Below are 15391 nucleotides of genomic sequence, written 5' to 3' on the forward strand. Positions count from 1 at the left end.
ACCAAACGGCGAAATTCTCGTTTTAAGCGTCCCGCTTCAGGATCCGGCCAAGACCCTTCCAGTCCAGCTTGACCCCTGACAGGGCCCCGGCGCGGAAGGCTCGCCCGGCCAGCCAGGTGATCACCACCACCGTCGCCAGCATGCCCGCGATGGTGCCGAGAATCTCGATCATCGGCGGCCCGGACGGCGCCCGGGCACTCATCAGGAACGGCGTGAAGAACGGGATCCAGGACATCACCTTGACCACCGTGGCGTCCGGGTTGCGCATGGCGATCTGCATCACCAGAAGCGGGGCGATCAGGATCATCATGATCGGCCCGATCAGGGTCTGGGCCTCGCGCGGCGTTTCGCAGAACGCCCCGATGGCGGCGAAGATGACCGCATACATGAGGTAGCCGCCCGCCAGATAGGCGAACAGATACAGCAACAGTCCGTCCTTCAGCAGCACCGCCGCCACGTCCCCGCCGATCTCGGGAATCAGGGCCGCGAACCCGGCCGCGCCCAGCGCGCCCCAGGCCAGCAGCACCGTGCCGGTCAGGGCCGCAACTCCCAGCACCTTGCCCGCCAGAATCTCCGTGGACGAGGCGGAGGACAGCAGGACCTCCAGCACCTTGTTGGCCTTCTCCTCCATGACGCTGTTCATCAGCATGGAGGCGCCGGTCACCACCAGCGACCAGAGCAGGAATCCGAGGGCGAAGCCGATGATGCCGGGCAGGCGGTCGCGCATGGCGACCTGGCCGCCGCTGGCGCTGGCGGGCGAGAACATCTGTACGTCCGGGCGGAAACGATCCACCTCGCGGATCAGACCAGGATCGACGCCCGCGGTCGCCAGCGCCTCGCGCCGGTTCACCTCGGCAAGGGCGCTGCGCACGGCGTTCTCAACCGTCCGGTCCGTGGCCCGCGCCGCCCAGACCACCGCCGACGGCGCGCCCCCGGCCTGTCGGTTCAGGATCACCACCGCGTCCAGCCGCTCGCCGTCGGCCAGCAGGCGGTCGCCATTGAACCAGGGCTGCACCAGGTCCCGAGCGTTGGCCGCGTCAGCAATGCCCTGCAGATGCTCCGGTGTTTGCACAAGGACGATGGATTCGCGCGGCGGGCTATATCCGGGCGCGGCGCGGGGCGCGACCCGGCGCAGTTCGGCAAGACCGGCCGCCTCGCCCTGTTCCTCCGCAACCCGCTGCACGGCCTCTGCGCCCTCCAGCCCCGCCTCGCTGATGGCGAGGTTGCGCAGGGCCTCGGCCGTCCGGCGCGTGCGCGCCTCGTCCAGGGCCCGGCGCACGCCTTCCCTCAGCGCGCCGGCCTCATCGGACGGCGCCTCCACCATGGCCACCATGTGCACCGGCTCGGCCCGCTGCATCAGGATCGGGATCGCCCCGCCCAGCACGGCGAAGAACGGCAGCGCCAGCAGCGACAGCCAGAATCCGACGGTGCGCGCATAGGCCAGATACTCACGGCGGGCGATCAGCAGGGCGCGGTTCATCGAACGGCCTCCCCGTCGCGGGCCTCGACCTGATCCGGGTCCGCCCCCGTCAGGCTGATGAAGGCGTCGTGCAGGCTGGGTTCTCGCATGTGGAAGGTCCTGACGTCCAGCCCCTGAACGAAGGCGGCCTTCAGGGCGTCATGGCCCGAGGCGCCGGGCTTCAACGCCGCGCGGATGCGCTCGCCGCCCATGTCCACCGAGGCCACGCCCGGCAGGACCGCCACGGCGTCCGGCGCGATGTCGCCTTCCAGCTCCAGAACCCGGGGCGTCGTGGCCCGGGCTTCGTCCACCGTGCCCTCGAACGCCTTACGCCCCCCGGCGATCAGCACCACCTTGTCGCACAGCCGCTCGGCGTGCTGCATCACATGGGTGGAGAACAGCACCGTGGCGCCGCCCGCCGCGATATCGCGGATCACCGTCTCCAGCCCCTGCTGATTGACCGGATCCAGTCCCGAGAACGGCTCGTCCAGAATCACGAACTCCGGCTCGTGGGCGAGGGCGGCGATCAACTGGACCTTCTGGGCCATGCCCTTGGACAGGTCCTTCATCTTCTTGTTCGCGGCGGCGCCCAGCCCCTGGGCCTCCAGCATGACGCGGGCGCGCCTGCGGCCCTCGCCCAGCGGCACGCCCTTCAGACCGGCGAAGAAGGCGATGGCGTCCACCGGCGTCATCTTGCGGTACAGGCCGCGCTCTTCCGGCAGAAAGCCCAGCCGGTCGCGCACCTTGCGGCCGTCGTCGGCGCCCAGAATGGTGATCCGGCCCGACGTGACCGGCGCCAGACCCAGGATCATGCGGATGGTTGACGTCTTGCCCGCCCCGTTCGGCCCCAGAAATCCGCAGATGGACCCCTTGGGCACCTCGAAGCTCAGATCCTGTACGGCCTGAAAGGCTCCGTACCGTTTGCTGATGGTCTCAAGTGCGAGCGCCGGACCCATGCCGTCTCCCCTGTTCGCGAACGCCATGAGTAGCCCGCTTCCCGGACGGTCGCCAACCGTGGCCGTTGACCAATTGCGCGCGAGGCCGGATGGTCGCCCGGGCTTTCAGGGAGGCAATACGTGCTGAGACGGATTCTCGGGACGCTGGCGGGAATCGTGCTGGCCGTCGTCATCACCAGCCTGTGGGAAATGACAGCCCACTACTTGATGCCGCCGCCGCCCATGCGGCTTGACGTGGCGCCGGGCGCGCCAACCCTGGCCATGGTCATCGTCGGCTATGGCGTCGCCACCTTCCTCGGCGCCCTGACGGCTGCGCGACTGGCCCTCGCTGACTGGGCCGCCCTGATCGTGGGCGGGCTCATGGCGCTGTCGGTTATCGCCCTGGTGGTGATGATGCCCCACCCGATCTGGTTTTCGGCCCTGTCACTGGCGGTGATGGCGGTGGCCACCTTCGCGGCGCGACACCTTAGCCTGGGGATGGGCGCATACAGCCCGTCAGCGACCTTTGGCCAATCAACCTGACGAGGCGACACGGCGGATCAGACGAATCCTGCGTGTAAACCACGCGGGTGAGCACGGCGCTGTCTCCATATACCAGGCGCAACTGCGCCGCCTGAAAGCGAACGACGAAGTCAGCGGATGGCTGAATGAGACGTTGGACCATGAACGCCGCCACCGGACAGCCTTCTTGGAAGCCATGCCGCAACGAGGCGTCAAGCCATGCCGCGCCTTGGTGATATGGAAAAGCGGGGGAAGTCTTCTGGGGTGGCTATCTTCGGCCTTCGGAAGCGTCGGTGTGCTGGTCTGTACGCAAGCCGTCGAAGAAACGGTTCATCGTCATCTGCTGGAACAGATCAGCTTCCTCGACCGCGCGGATCCCGAACTGGCTGACGTCGTCCGGGATATCCTGAAGGAGGAAGTGGACCACCTGGTCTATGCGCGGGATCGCCTTCCACAACGCTCGCTAATCCTGCGTATGGCTCGAACGCTGGTAAGCGTGGCGACGGAAGCCCTTATCGCCATATCGACCAGAGGCGACTCCTTCAGACTGCGCCACGACCTGAAGACCGCCGCCTAGCCCCGCGCGTGATCGCCCGGGATGCGCACCGCGAACTCACGACCCAGATAATTGACGGGATTCAGACGCGCCCCGCCCCGGCGTATCTCGAAATGCAGGTGCGGTCCGGTGGAGTAGCCGGTGGAGCCCACCTTGCCCACCACCTGGCCCGCCGCCACCTCGGCGCCGGTCTGAACGTCCACGGCGCTCATGTGCGCATAGAAGCTGCGCAGGCCGTTGGGGTGGCGCACCTCCACGTAGCGGCCGTAGCCCGCGCGATCATAGCCCACGGCCGTGACCACGCCCTCGGACGTGGCCAGCACCGGGGTGCCCGTGGGCGCGGCGATGTCGATCCCGGCGTGATGGCGCGCGCCCGGCTCGCCGGCCAGGCGGCGGGTCCCGAAGCGCGAATTGATCGGATGGCTCTTGATGGGCAGGTCGAAGCTGATGATGCGGACGGGCGGACCCATGTCCTTCGCCTCGGCGATCAGGGGCGGGGCCATGGGGCGTTCCGCCACGGGCTTGTCCACCGCCACGGCCACATGCATGGCCTGGGGCGCGGCGGCCATGGCCATCACAGCGACGGCCGCCAGCCCGAGGGTCTGGCCGGAATGGGTGAGGAAAGACCTCGCAGTCGGCAATAGTCGTCGCAAGCGGCGGCTCCGTCGGCGGCGTGACAAGCTCGTCAAAGCTCGATGGGAAGATCGCCGCGCAGGCCTCCCGGAGACCCGAAATCCCCGATCAGGAGGTCGGCGACCTGATCGAGGGGGCGTTCTGGCCGAGTGATGGGGCCATTTATGGGCGCCGGGTGCGACAGACCGCCGCACCCGTGCAACCTTATGGGATCGTGGATTAAAAAAGGCGGCGGAGCGCGAACCCTCCGCCGCCTGCTGGTCAGAACCGCCTCAGAACGGCAGCCGCAGGGTCACCGCGCCCACATGGCTGTCCGCCGCCTCGGCGAAGCGGCCCTGATAGCCGATGTCCAGATTCACCCGCGCGCCGAGACGGGCGTTGATCCCCAGATTGACCATCACCTGTTCCGACAGGGGGTTATCGATCAGCGTCGACAGCGGCTGGGCCGTGTTGTTCGCCAGGGCCACCGTCACCGGATCGGCGTCGTCGCTGAGCAGATCGCGATAGCCGCCCTCGGCATAGAAACCGAAGGCCGGGCCGCCGCCTTCCACACGCAGGGCCACCTCTGCGGTGACGCCTTCAACTGTCCGGTCGGCGATGGCGTGGCGGGCGGCGGGGCCTTGCTCCAGATAGCCGTCCACGTCTGCGCTGACCCACGCCAGGGCCGCGCGGGGCGACAGGGCCAGCCCGCCCATGTCCATCCACGTTCCGGCCTGGACCCGGGCGCCGGTGGTCACCGCCCGCGTCTTGCCCGCATGCACCACGGGGGTCAGGGCGGTCAGGCGCGCGATGTCGTCGAAGCGGGTGCTGGAGACGCCGGCCACCCCGTTGATGAACCAGGCGTCCGAGCGCCAACCGGCCCACAGATCGCCGCTCACCGTCTCGATGTCGGCGGCCAGACGGCCGGCGGTCAGATCGCCCTGATCGATGCCCAGGCCCAGACCCATTCGCCAGTTGGCCGAGGCCATGTGCTCCAGCTGGAAGCGCGCGCCCCAGGTTTCCGTCTCTGCGGCGGCGATCACCCCCCGGGCGTCGAATTCGGTGCTGTCATAGACGACGCCGCCCGACACCACATTGCCCATGGACCAGACGTCCCGCGAAGACAGCCGCGCCGATCCGTCCTCCAGCGCCCGCTCGCGCTGGCGGAAGGCGGTTTCGCCTAATACGGTCGTCTGCGCCCCTGCATCGCCGTAATACATGTAGTCCAGCGCCAGATTGGCCAGCGCCCGGTGGCCGCTCGAGGTGGGGTGCACCCCATCGAAATAGAAGTATTCCTCCGGGTTGGCGCACAGCGTCATGGCCGTCTCGTCGAAACAGGGGTCGGTGGCGTTGCTGATTCCGAACAGCCCCGGATTGGCGGCGAAGAATTCGGTGGCCGTGAACAGGTCCACCTGAATGATGTTGGCGTTGGGGTTGGCCGCCGCCACCGTCCTCAGGCCCTGCGCCAGCGCGGCGTTGAAGGTGTTGGAGCCGATATCGCCCAGGGTGGACGCGGGAGGTGTCGAGAAAGCGGGGGTCAGCGACAGGCGCGGCAGATTGGTGACCAGCACGGTCCCCGCCCCGGCGCCGGCTACGGCGTTGACCAGGCCCGCCACATCCTGGGCCGCCCCGGTCGCCGCTCCCGTCATGAACGACAGCGGGTCCAGGGATGGATCGGCCGAAATAGCTCCGGCCGCCTGGAAGATGTTGTTGGCGCCGCCCAGAATACTGACCAGATCGCCCGAGGCGAACGTTCCGCCGCCCGCCAGATACGCCTGAAGCTGCACCTGCATGCCCGGGGGGCTCATGGCCGCGTCGGTGCGCGCGCCGCCGAAAGCGTAGTTGACGCTGCCCGCCGTCGTGCCGAAGCCCGTGGCGTCAAAGCCCAGAAGCTCCGTGAACACGCGCCCGTTCGAGAACCGGCCCTGCCAGTAGATCGGCGCGGGCGGCTGGGTTCCGCCGGTGAAGGCGAACAGATTGCCGTTGTCGCTCAGGCTGTCGCCGAACACGACAAGACGATCGTAGGACTGGGCTTGTGTCTGGGACGGCGCAAGAACGGCGACGCCCAGGACAACGGCGAGCGCAGCCGCCGAAACGGTTTGTCGAGACATGATCTTCCTCTCCCTTCGACCGTCCGTATGCGGTCGTTTCAGGCAGTCTGCGCCGATCATCGCCGGGCGCAAGATGCCGCTAGGGAAGGTTCAGTGCAGAATCCGGAACCGCAGGGCGCCCGGTACGGCCTTCAGATCGGCGAGGAGCGCGCGATCATAGTCCTGGTCCACATCCGCAATGACATAGCCGGTGCGTTCGTCGGTCTTCAGGTGCTGGGCCAGGATGTTCAGCCCCGCATCCGCCAGCACCCGGTTGATGGCCGCCAGAACGCCGGCCTGATTCCTGTGGATGTGCAGCAGCCGGTGTCCGCCGGTCACTTCGGCCAGCTGGACGTTGGGCAGATTGACGCTGAAGGTGGTGTCGCCGCGGTTCAGATAGCCCAGCACCCGCTCGGCGGCGAAGTCGGCGATGGCCTCCTGCGCTTCCTCGGTGGAGCCGCCGATGTGGGGCGTCAGGATGACGTTCTTCAGACCCCGCAGCGGACTGTCGAACGGGTCGTCATTGGTGCGGGGTTCTTCCGGGAACACGTCCACCGCTGCCCCGGCCACCCGCCCCGAGCCCAGCGCCTGGGCCAGGGCCCCGATGTCCACCACATGACCCCGCGACAGATTCAGCAGCAAGGCGCCCGTCTTCATGCGCGCGAACTGCTGCGGCCCCATCATATTGGTGTTCGCGACGCGTCCGTCCACGTGAAGGCTGACCACGTCCGCCTCCGCCAGCAGGGCGTCCAGCGACCGCAGCCGCCGTGCATTGCCCAGCGCCAGCCGCTCGACCACGTCATAGAACACCACGCGCATGCCCAGGGCCTCGGCCAGCACCGACAGTTGCGATCCGATGGCGCCGTAACCCACGATGCCCAGGGTCTTGCCACGCAACTCACGCGACCCGGTCGCCGACTTGTTCCATTCGCCCCGGTGCATGGCGGCGGACTTGTCGGCCACGTCACGCATGAGGGTGACGGTGAGGCCTATGGCGAGCTCCACCACCGAGCGGGTGTTGGAATAGGGCGCGTTGAACGCCGCCACGCCCCGATCGGCGGCCGCCTCCAGATCGATCTGGTTGGTGCCGATGCAGAAGGCCGCCACCGCCATCAGCTTGTCGGCCGCTTCCAGCACCCGCGCCGAGACATTGGTCTTGGAGCGCACGCCCAGCACGTGCACGCCCCGGATCCGGTCGATCAGCGCGTCCTCGTCCAGGGCGCCCTTCAGGGTCTCGACCGAATAGCCTTCCTCCCGGAACCGCTGCACGGCCAGGGGGTGGATGTTCTCAAGCAGCAGGATTTTCATGCGGCTGCGCGGAAACGACCAGCGCCCGCTCAGGCCCTCGGCGTGCAGCACCTCGTCCAGCGAGCGCGCCTCGGCGTCCGCCGCGGCCACCACCGGCTCACGCCGCACGATTTCTGTGAAGGCGTAGAAGCGGTCCACGACCCCGGCCTTCTTCATCACGGCGTCGTTCCAGCCGTCGCCGATCAGGATCACCGGGCCGGCAAGATTGAGCGCCTTCAGCGCCTCGGCCTTGCCTCCCTCGCGGGACAGGGGGTTGGCCTCGTCCACGCCGGAGACCCGGCCCTCGTCGTCATACAGCAGGTCGTTGGCCAGCACCCGCTCGGGGGCCACCCCCAGTTCGGCGGCCACCGGTGCGATGATCTCGCGAAACCCGCCCGAGACGATGATGATGCGATCGGCGTTCTCGGCGAAGAACCGCCCGTTCCGGCGCACCGACGGCGTCAGTTCGCCCAGAATGCGGTCGGCCAGGGCCTCCACATGGCTGCGGGTCAGCTGCAGCAGCTCCAGCCGTCGCCTCAGGGCTTCGCCGAAGTCTATGTCCCCGGCCATGGCCTGGTCTGTCAGGCGCGCCACCCGGGTGCGGATGGCGTCCGCCTCGGCGGATTCGCTCAGCACCATGTCGGCCAGCGCATCCAGCGTCTCCACCTTGACCAGGGTGGAGTCGAAATCCAGCACGACGAAAGGGACGGCTGCGGAAGCGGAAGTCGACGAAGCGTTCATTCCGTTTCTTTAGCCGCCCCTTCGCGGGTGCAGCAATGCGCGGAGCGCCCTATCCGGGGCGATTCCGGGGCATTTTTTCTCTGACGCGCGATCAGCGGTCCTGCGCGCGGTGATGTTCAATAGCCGCCGCGCCAACGGCTGCGGCGATGGTGGCCAGAGCAAGGATCGCCCCGCCCTCACGGGCGTGATCCTTGGCGAAGCGGCCGGTGCGCACCGCACCGTCCCGGGCCATGCGTCCGGTCTTGCGGGCGCCGGCCTCGATCTCATCAGCGGGGAAGGCGTCGGCGGCGCGGTCGAACCAGCGGCGGGCGTCCTTGGCGGCCCGGCCGCCCCAGTCCTCTGCGTCGTCGCGCACCCGGTCGGTCCAGCGGCCCAGCCGGTCGCCCATACTGGGCTGGCGGCGCCAGTTGCGGGGGTCGACCCGCGACCGCAGGCGCTCATAGCGGGTCGGGCCGCTGCGCTGGGTCAGAAGCACGGCCGCGACGCCGGCCAGGGCGATCAGGGCCAGACCGCCTCCGGTGACGCCGGGGTGCATACGGGCCTGGGCCAGAAGGCTGGACTGTCGAACCATGGGATAATGAACCTCTTCATAGAGACCGTCCTCCGTCGGGTCATACAGCCCGTCGTCATAGGTCTGATAATCGGCGCGCCGATCACGCATCATCGAAGGACCGAAGCGCGCAAGCAGCGGTTCCGCCACACCGGGGAACATGGAGTAGAACGCAGCCAGAGCCGATGCGCTCCCGCCCACCGTGATTTCCCGCGTCGAATGGGTTGCGCAGTGCAGGATGGCGTCGGCGACCACGTGAGCCGCATAGACCGGCTGGGGATTGCGCACCGCCTCGCCGGTCAGGTTACGGGCGTGCTGCGGGTAGGGCGTATCCACCGCCGCGGGCTTGACCAGCGACACATGAATCGGCGCCCGCTCGCGCAACATCTCGATGCGCAGGGAGTTGGTGAAGCCCTTCACCGCGTGCTTGGAGGCGGCGTAAAGTCCCTGCACCGGGAACGGCGCATCAGACAGGGATGATCCCACATTGATGACCGTTCCGCCGCCCGGCCGGGCCCTCAGATGCTCCACCGCGATGATCGACCCGTTCACCACGCCCCAGTAGTTGGTGTCGAACAGGCGCCTGTGATCCTCCAAAGTCGTCTCGCGGATAGGCCCGTAGATGGAGACCCCGGCGTTGTTCACCCAGGTGTCGTAGCCCCCGAACAGCCGGATGCAGTTCTCCGCCGCCTCGGCCAGGGCCTCGTGGTCCGCCACATCCGCCACGGCATAGGCGCAGCGCCCGCCCGCGGCCTGGATTTCCTCGCACAGCGCCTTCAGATCGTTCTCGCTTCGCGCGATCAGGAAGACACAGGCCCCTGCCTTCGCCGCCCGGCGCGCCGTGGCCAGACCGATGCCGGAGGTGGCGCCGGTGATGACGATGGTCTGTCTGGAAAGGGGTTTCAGCCTGGGCTTGCGGGACATGGATAGCCTTGTGAACGCGTCGGGATCGGAACGGCCCGCCAGACCGGCGGGTTCCTCCCTCTTACCATGAGGGCGTGAACACACTATCTGACGCCGTCCGCCGACAACCAGAGGATTTGACGCCGTGAGCGCCCCCGCGCCCCTTTCCACCCATCTCGATGACCTGGCCGCCGCCTTCCAGATCGAGGGCTGGCCCGTGCGCGGCCGCCTGGTCCGCATGGGCCCGGCCGTGGACGCCATCCTCTCGGCCCATGACTATCCCGAGCCCGTGGCCGCCTTGCTGGGAGAGGCCTGCGCCCTGGCCGCCCTGGTGGGCTCCAGCCTGAAGTTCCAGGGCCGCCTGATCGTGCAGGCGCAGGGGAACGGCCCGGTCCGTTATGTGGTCGCCGACTACGACACCGCCGGGACCCTGCGCGGCTACTGCCGCTTCGACCCCGACGAGGTGGCCGAGGCGTCGAAGGGCTTCGCCCGGCCCGGCGCCAAGTCCCTGCTGGGTGAGGGCGTGTTCATTATGACCCTCGACCAGGGCGAGCACACGACCCGCCACCAGGGCGTCACCCCCATCGAGGGCGAGACCCTGGCCCTGTGCGCCGAGACCTATTTCGCCCAGTCGGAACAGGTGCCCACGCGGGTCAATCTGGCCGTGGGCCGGGTCACCACCGCTGCGGGCCAGAGCTGGCGTGCGGGCGGGGCCATGATCCAGCTGATCGCCGGCGACGAGACCCGCGGCTCCACCGAAGAGGTCTGGGATCGCACCCGCGCCCTGTTCGCCACCCTGGGCGACGACGAGCTGGTCGACCCGATCATCAGCGCCGAAACCCTGCTGTTCCGCCTGTTCCACGAGGACGGCGTGCGGCTGGAAGATCCCCTGCCGCTGGCCGCCGTGTGCCGCTGCACGCCCGAGCGCGTGACCGGCATGCTGCGCTCGTTTCCGGAGGACCAGCGCGCCGAGATGGTCGAGGATGACGGCAAGATCCGCGTCACCTGCGAGTACTGCTCCACCACCTACGAGATCGAACCCGGGAGCGTCTGACCTCGCCCCCTCCCGCCCGGAGGGGGCGACCGCCGCAGACGCCGCGACCAGGCTACTGCGCGGCGGGCAGCGAGAAGGTGTAGGCGTGGCGTTCCAGCGGCTCGAGTTCGCCGGTCTGGTAGGTGTCCACGCGCACCTCGCCGCCCTCCGAGATGGTGAAGACCCGGTACATGCGCGTGTGGCGCGTCTCGTCCGGAATCTTGGTCCGTTCCAGCGCGGGCATGTGCAGGTAGTGCACATGGTCGATCTGCCGGGAGTGAACCACCCGGTCCATGTCCATGTGCAGATCCCCGGAGATCACCGCCGACAGGTTCGGCTGGGCGATCACCTCGGCGAAGCGCGGATTCGTCACCCCCTTGTCGGCGATCTCCGGATAGACGCCGATCTGGGCGCCGTGGACCACCAGAAACACCGGCGTCGGCGCGGCGGCGCGCACCTGTTCCACAATCCAGTCGACCCCCTCGTCGTTGAAGTCACGCCCGTAGTCCGGCGAGGCATAGACCATCACCACCGGTCCGCGATCCTGCACATAGCGCGGGCTCGTGACCTCCGGGTTCCAGCGGCCGGCGTAGTCCAGATACCGCTCCACGGTGGAGTCGTGCTCTTCGTTGCCCATGATCGGATAGAACGGCCGGGTCAGGCCTTGCAGGATCGGCGTGACGTTGTCGTACTGGATCAGGGCGCCCCTGTGAGCGATGTCACCGACGCCGACCACGAAGTCGATCTGCTCGCGTTCGGCCAGGGCGTTGACGTCGCGTACGGCGGCTTCCACGCCCGGAAAGGCGGGTTCGGGCTTGGGCTCGGCGTCGCCGAGAACGGCGAACCGCAGCAGGGGCGCGCCCTCACCAGAGCCGTCAGCATAGGCGCAGCCGGCCATCAGGGCCGAGGCGGCCAGCGCCGCCACGAAGGCCTGTCTGATCGTCGATATCATCATGGAAGTTCTCTCATCTGCTTGCCGGGCGCCGGGGTCACGACCCGATCACGCCGCCGTCGTTCTTCGTGACCACCACCGTGGCCGAGCGCGGCACGGCGCCGTTGTAGTCGGGGAAGCCCGAGCCATAGTCGCCGGCCGCAAACTGCTCGCCCGTGGCGTGGGCGCCCGGGTGCTGGAAGTTCACGAACATGGTCTTGCCGTCGGGCGTGGTGACCACGCCGGTGCACTCCTGCCCCCAGGGGCCGGTCATGAACCGCTTGATCACGCCGGTGGCCGGGTCGGCCGCCAGCAGCATGTTCATGCCGAACGGCTTGAGCGGACCCTCATAGTCCGGCCCGATGTCGCCCATATCGGTCTGGATCCAGAGCCGCGACTGGCCGTCGAACCACAACCCGTCCGGGCAGGCGAAGATGTTGTCGTCGTTCAGCGCGCCGCCCGGGGCCGCCGACGAGGTCGTGGCGTCTCCGGCGATCACGAAAAGGTCCCAGTCGAAGCGGCTCCGTGCATGGTCGCCGGCTTCGTAATTCCAGCGCACGATCTGGCCGAAATTGTTCCGGGCGCGCGGGTTGACCGCATCGACCTGGGCCTGGGTGCGGCGGGTGTTGTTGGTCAGGGTGAAATAGACCGCGCCGGTTCTCGGATCCACGGCGCCCCACTCCGGCCGGTCCATCTTGGTGGCGCCCGCATGGTCGGCGGCCAGACGCGCGTTGACCAGGATGTCGGCCAGGTCGGCGAATCCGTTGTCCGGCGTCAACCCGTTCTGCCCAGGCGCCAGCGCCAGCCATTCGCCGCTGCCGTCGTCGTTGAAGCGGGCCACATACAGCGTGCCGCTGTCCAGGATCGAGCCGTCGGTCCGGCCCGGAACCCAGACGCCGTCGGAGACGAATTTGTAGATGTACTCGAACCGCGAGTCGTCGCCGGAGTAGCAGACCACCGGCCGGCCCGCGACCGCCGGAGCGAACACCACCCCTTCATGAGCGAACCGGCCCAGATGGGTGCGCTTGATCGGCGCGGCGTCCGGGTCGAAGGGATCGATCTCCACCATCCAGCCGAAGGTGTTGGGCTCGTTGCGGTAGTCCTCGGCGGCCGAGGCGCCCTTGCTGGAGGCGTCAAAGCGCACATGCTCGTCCGCGCCGGAGCGGGACAGGTGCCAGCCGTAGCGGCCGCCCCGGGGGTCGGCGGGAACACCGTACCGGGCGTGCTCGCGCGGCTGCTCAGCGTCGGTGTTGGAGAAATAGCTCGCCCAGTTTTCTTCGGCCGCGAGATAGGTGTTCCACGGCGTCGCGCCGTGGGAACAGTTGTTCAGGGTGCCGCGCGCCCGCGTGCCTTCCGGGCTGAAGCGGGTGCGCACATGGGCCGTGCCGCGCACCGGGCCGCCGATCTCCACGGGTGTGCTTGTGGTGATGCGGCGGTTTCGCCGGTCCGGGACCACGGCCCACAGGCCGTCAGCCTGCCTCGTGGTCCGGTAGATGGAGACCCCGTGGGCCGCCATCTCCATACGCACTTTGTCGTCATCGCGGAGGCCGTCGGCGCCGACGGCCACCTCGTGGCTGTTGAAGGGCCTGCCCTTGTAGGCCGGCTTTTCCGCATGCAGGAAGCGCGGCTCGATATATTCGTGGTTCACCGCGATCAGACCGTCCGTCGACGAACCGTTGATCGGGAAGAAGTGCATCCCGTCGTGATGCTGGCCGATCTGGTGTTCCTGCTCGGCGCCGGTGTTGTCGCCCGGGCGACAGGCGGGGAAGTCCCCGGAAATCGGCGTGCCCACCGGGGCCAGCACCTGAATGCTGTACCCTTCGGGCACGACAACAGCGTCCTCGAAGCTGACCGGAACGGGCGAGAAGCCGATCAGGCTGGCCGCGCCCTGCGCCCGCGCGGGCGTGCCCGCCAGCGATGCGCCGATGAAGCCCGTGGTGAGGGCGCCCAGCCCACCCATCAGGAAGCCGCGACGGGCGACGCGCGCCTCCATCACTTCATAAAAATTCCGGTTGGCCGAGGCGTTGCACTGGGGCTCGTCGCCGTGCTCATGGCCCATGGCCTGGGTGTGGTCGGGGTAGTCGCGCTCGAAGTCTTTGATCACTGGCTCGCGGTTCTGGGCTGAAGGAACGGATTATCTGGTTTTCGGGCAGGGTAGCCAGCCAGTGTCACAGGGGTATGACCCGCCGGACCAGAGGCGGCAGGGCCGCCTGCCGCGCGCGCCGCTTGCCCTTTCAGCGCCGCCCCTGTAGGGGTCGCGTCCAAATTTCGCGCCCGCGCGCGGCTATCCCAGCGACATTTCCCAAGAGATCCCATGAAGATCAACGGCAACACCATCAAGCCCGGCATGGTCCTGCAAGTGAACGGCGGCCTGTGGGTCGTGACCAAGGCCAGCCATGTCAAGCCGGGCAAGGGCGGCGCCTTCGCCAACGTCGAGGCCAAGAACCTCGAGACCGGCAACAAGCTGAACGAACGCTTCCGCTCCGAGGACAAGGTCGAGCGCGTCACCCTGGAACAGCGGGACTACTCCTACCTGTTCGACAACGGCGACTCGCTGGTCTTCATGGACGACGAGAACTACGAGCAGATCGAACTGCAGAAGGACTGGGTCGGCGAGGACCGCATCGCCTATCTGCAGGAAGGCATGAAGGTGGTCATCGAGTCCCACGAGGAGCGTCCCATCGGCCTGTCGCTGCCCGATCAGGTGGTTCTCGAGGTCGCCGAGACCGAACCCACCGTGAAGGGCCAGACCGCCTCCTCGTCGTACAAGCCCGCCCTCGCCAGCAACGGCGTGCGCATCATGATCCCGCCCTACATGTCCGCCGGCGAGAAGATCGTGGTGGACACCACCACCGGCGAATACGTCCGCCGGGCCGACTGATGGCCCTCGCCTCCGCCCTCGTCTCCGTCATCATCGACGCGGTCCGCAAGACCGCGCGGCCCATGCTGCGCGACTTCGGCGAGGTGGCCGAACTGCAGGTGTCCCGCAAGGGGCCCTCGGACTTCGTCACCGCCGCCGACACCAAGGCCGAACAGACCCTGCGCGAACTGCTGAACAAGGCGCGGCCCGGCTACGGCTTCCTGGGCGAGGAAGGCGGCCTGATCGAGGGCACCGACAAGACCCACACCTGGATCGTCGATCCCATCGACGGCACCACCAACTTCACCCACGCCATCCCCCACTTCGCCATCAGCGTCGGTCTGGAGCGCAAGGCGCCGGACGGCTCGGCCGAGATCGTCGCGGGCGTCACCTACAATCCGGTGATGAACGACCTGTTCTGGGCTGAAAAGGGCAAGGGCGCCTATCTCAACGACAAGCGCATCCGGGTGTCGGGCCGCAAGGACCTGAGCGCCTGCCTGTTCTCCACGGGCCTGCCGTTCCTTGGCAAGACCGGCCACGGCCAGTCCATCAAGGACATCCACGCCGTGGGCCAGCGCACCGCCGGCATCCGCCGCCTGGGCGCCGCCACCCTCGACCTGGCCTGGGTCGCCACGGGCCGCTACGACGGCTTCTGGGAACGGGGCCTTCAGCCCTGGGACGTGGCTGTGGGCATGCTGCTGGTCACCGAGGCCGGCGGCACGGTCACCGCCGTGGATGACGACACGGATCCCCGCTCCGGCAAGCAGATCGTCGCCGCCAACGGCGAGATCCACGGCCAGCTGCGCAAGATCCTGCAGGACGCATAACGCCTCTCCTCCCCCATCCCTCGAGGGGGGAGGAGATTTCGAGTCCTGAGACAAGCCCGTCACGAACGAGGTCTAGCCTCGGGGC

General features: G+C 68.1%; 13 protein-coding genes and 1 pseudogene. 5 read left to right on the forward strand and 9 right to left on the reverse strand.

Annotated features, from left to right (window positions below; genetic code table 11):
• Positions 1-22: 22 nt before the first annotated feature.
• Positions 23-1480, reverse strand: coding sequence for an ABC transporter permease (locus ACK4FB_RS09845; RefSeq protein WP_409751272.1), 1458 nt, complete (start codon positions 1478-1480; stop codon positions 23-25).
• The gene (locus ACK4FB_RS09850; protein ID WP_409751537.1) at positions 1477-2415 is read right to left on the reverse strand and encodes an ABC transporter ATP-binding protein; all 939 of its coding nucleotides are present in this window, start codon (positions 2413-2415) and stop codon (positions 1477-1479) included. Before ACK4FB_RS09850 ends, ACK4FB_RS09845 begins: the two co-directional genes overlap by 4 nt.
• 120 nt (positions 2416-2535) lie before the next feature.
• On the opposite strand from ACK4FB_RS09850, the gene ACK4FB_RS09855 reads away from it, so the two are divergent.
• Positions 2536-2937 (forward strand): hypothetical protein, encoded by a 402-nt coding sequence (locus ACK4FB_RS09855; RefSeq protein ID WP_409751275.1) that lies wholly within the window; start codon positions 2536-2538, stop codon positions 2935-2937.
• Positions 2921-3493, forward strand: coding sequence for a demethoxyubiquinone hydroxylase family protein (locus tag ACK4FB_RS09860; RefSeq protein ID WP_409751278.1), 573 nt, complete (start codon positions 2921-2923; stop codon positions 3491-3493). Before ACK4FB_RS09855 ends, ACK4FB_RS09860 begins: the two co-directional genes overlap by 17 nt.
• On the opposite strand, the gene ACK4FB_RS09865 is transcribed toward ACK4FB_RS09860, so the two are convergent.
• The 5 genes and pseudogenes from ACK4FB_RS09865 to ACK4FB_RS09885 form a co-directional block, all read right to left on the reverse strand.
• Positions 3490-4125 (reverse strand): M23 family metallopeptidase, encoded by a 636-nt coding sequence (locus ACK4FB_RS09865; RefSeq protein ID WP_409751280.1) that lies wholly within the window; start codon positions 4123-4125, stop codon positions 3490-3492. The genes ACK4FB_RS09860 and ACK4FB_RS09865 overlap by 4 nt on opposite strands.
• A 252-nt stretch (positions 4126-4377) precedes the next feature.
• Entirely contained in the window at positions 4378-6195 is a 1818-nt protein-coding gene (locus tag ACK4FB_RS09870) for an autotransporter domain-containing protein (protein WP_409751282.1), read from the reverse strand.
• A gap of 90 nt (positions 6196-6285) precedes the next feature.
• The gene (gene serA, locus ACK4FB_RS09875; protein WP_409751540.1) at positions 6286-7515 is read right to left on the reverse strand and encodes a phosphoglycerate dehydrogenase; all 1230 of its coding nucleotides are present in this window, start codon (positions 7513-7515) and stop codon (positions 6286-6288) included.
• A gap of 132 nt (positions 7516-7647) precedes the next feature.
• Positions 7648-8202: pseudogene (locus ACK4FB_RS09880) on the reverse strand (HAD-IB family phosphatase); the annotation flags it as partial.
• A gap of 91 nt (positions 8203-8293) precedes the next feature.
• Positions 8294-9676, reverse strand: a complete 1383-nt coding sequence (locus tag ACK4FB_RS09885; RefSeq protein WP_409751285.1) for an SDR family oxidoreductase — start codon at positions 9674-9676, stop codon at positions 8294-8296.
• A gap of 124 nt (positions 9677-9800) precedes the next feature.
• On the opposite strand from ACK4FB_RS09885, the gene ACK4FB_RS09890 reads away from it, so the two are divergent.
• On the forward strand, positions 9801-10709 hold the full coding sequence (locus tag ACK4FB_RS09890; protein ID WP_409751288.1) for an Hsp33 family molecular chaperone: 909 nt from the start codon (positions 9801-9803) through the stop codon (positions 10707-10709).
• Between the two features lie 52 nt (positions 10710-10761).
• Here ACK4FB_RS09890 and ACK4FB_RS09895 read toward each other — a convergent pair whose 3' ends face one another.
• Together ACK4FB_RS09895 and ACK4FB_RS09900 are read right to left on the reverse strand one after the other, a co-directional pair.
• Positions 10762-11640 carry a metallophosphoesterase family protein gene (locus tag ACK4FB_RS09895; protein WP_409751291.1) on the reverse strand — a complete coding sequence of 293 codons (879 nt, stop codon included), beginning with the start codon at positions 11638-11640 and terminating at the stop codon, positions 10762-10764.
• A 37-nt stretch (positions 11641-11677) separates the two neighbouring features.
• Positions 11678-13723 (reverse strand): PhoX family protein, encoded by a 2046-nt coding sequence (locus tag ACK4FB_RS09900; RefSeq protein WP_409751294.1) that lies wholly within the window; start codon positions 13721-13723, stop codon positions 11678-11680.
• A 210-nt stretch (positions 13724-13933) separates the two neighbouring features.
• On the opposite strand from ACK4FB_RS09900, the gene efp reads away from it, so the two are divergent.
• Positions 13934-14500, forward strand: coding sequence for an elongation factor P (gene efp, locus ACK4FB_RS09905; RefSeq protein ID WP_409751297.1), 567 nt, complete (start codon positions 13934-13936; stop codon positions 14498-14500).
• Complete coding sequence (locus ACK4FB_RS09910) at positions 14500-15306, forward strand: inositol monophosphatase family protein (RefSeq protein ID WP_409751300.1); 807 nt, start codon at positions 14500-14502, stop codon at positions 15304-15306. Before efp ends, ACK4FB_RS09910 begins: the two co-directional genes overlap by 1 nt.
• Positions 15307-15391: the final 85 nt, after the last annotated feature.

The organism is Brevundimonas sp. (genome assembly GCF_046299535.1).
GTDB lineage: Bacteria > Pseudomonadota > Alphaproteobacteria > Caulobacterales > Caulobacteraceae > Brevundimonas.

Excerpts from the sequence above, each read along its gene's own strand:
- ACK4FB_RS09845 (WP_409751272.1), bottom strand. The coding sequence starts at position 1,480 with ATGAACCGCGCCCTGCTGATCGCCCGCCGTGAGTATCTGGCCTATGCG.
- ACK4FB_RS09850 (WP_409751537.1), bottom strand. The coding sequence starts at position 2,415 with ATGGGTCCGGCGCTCGCACTTGAGACCATCAGCAAACGGTACGGAGCC.
- ACK4FB_RS09870 (WP_409751282.1), bottom strand. The coding sequence starts at position 6,195 with ATGTCTCGACAAACCGTTTCGGCGGCTGCGCTCGCCGTTGTCCTGGGC.
- ACK4FB_RS09885 (WP_409751285.1), bottom strand. The coding sequence starts at position 9,676 with ATGTCCCGCAAGCCCAGGCTGAAACCCCTTTCCAGACAGACCATCGTC.
- ACK4FB_RS09895 (WP_409751291.1), bottom strand. The coding sequence starts at position 11,640 with ATGATATCGACGATCAGACAGGCCTTCGTGGCGGCGCTGGCCGCCTCG.
- efp (WP_409751297.1), top strand. The coding sequence starts at position 13,934 with ATGAAGATCAACGGCAACACCATCAAGCCCGGCATGGTCCTGCAAGTG.
- ACK4FB_RS09910 (WP_409751300.1), top strand. The coding sequence starts at position 14,500 with ATGGCCCTCGCCTCCGCCCTCGTCTCCGTCATCATCGACGCGGTCCGC.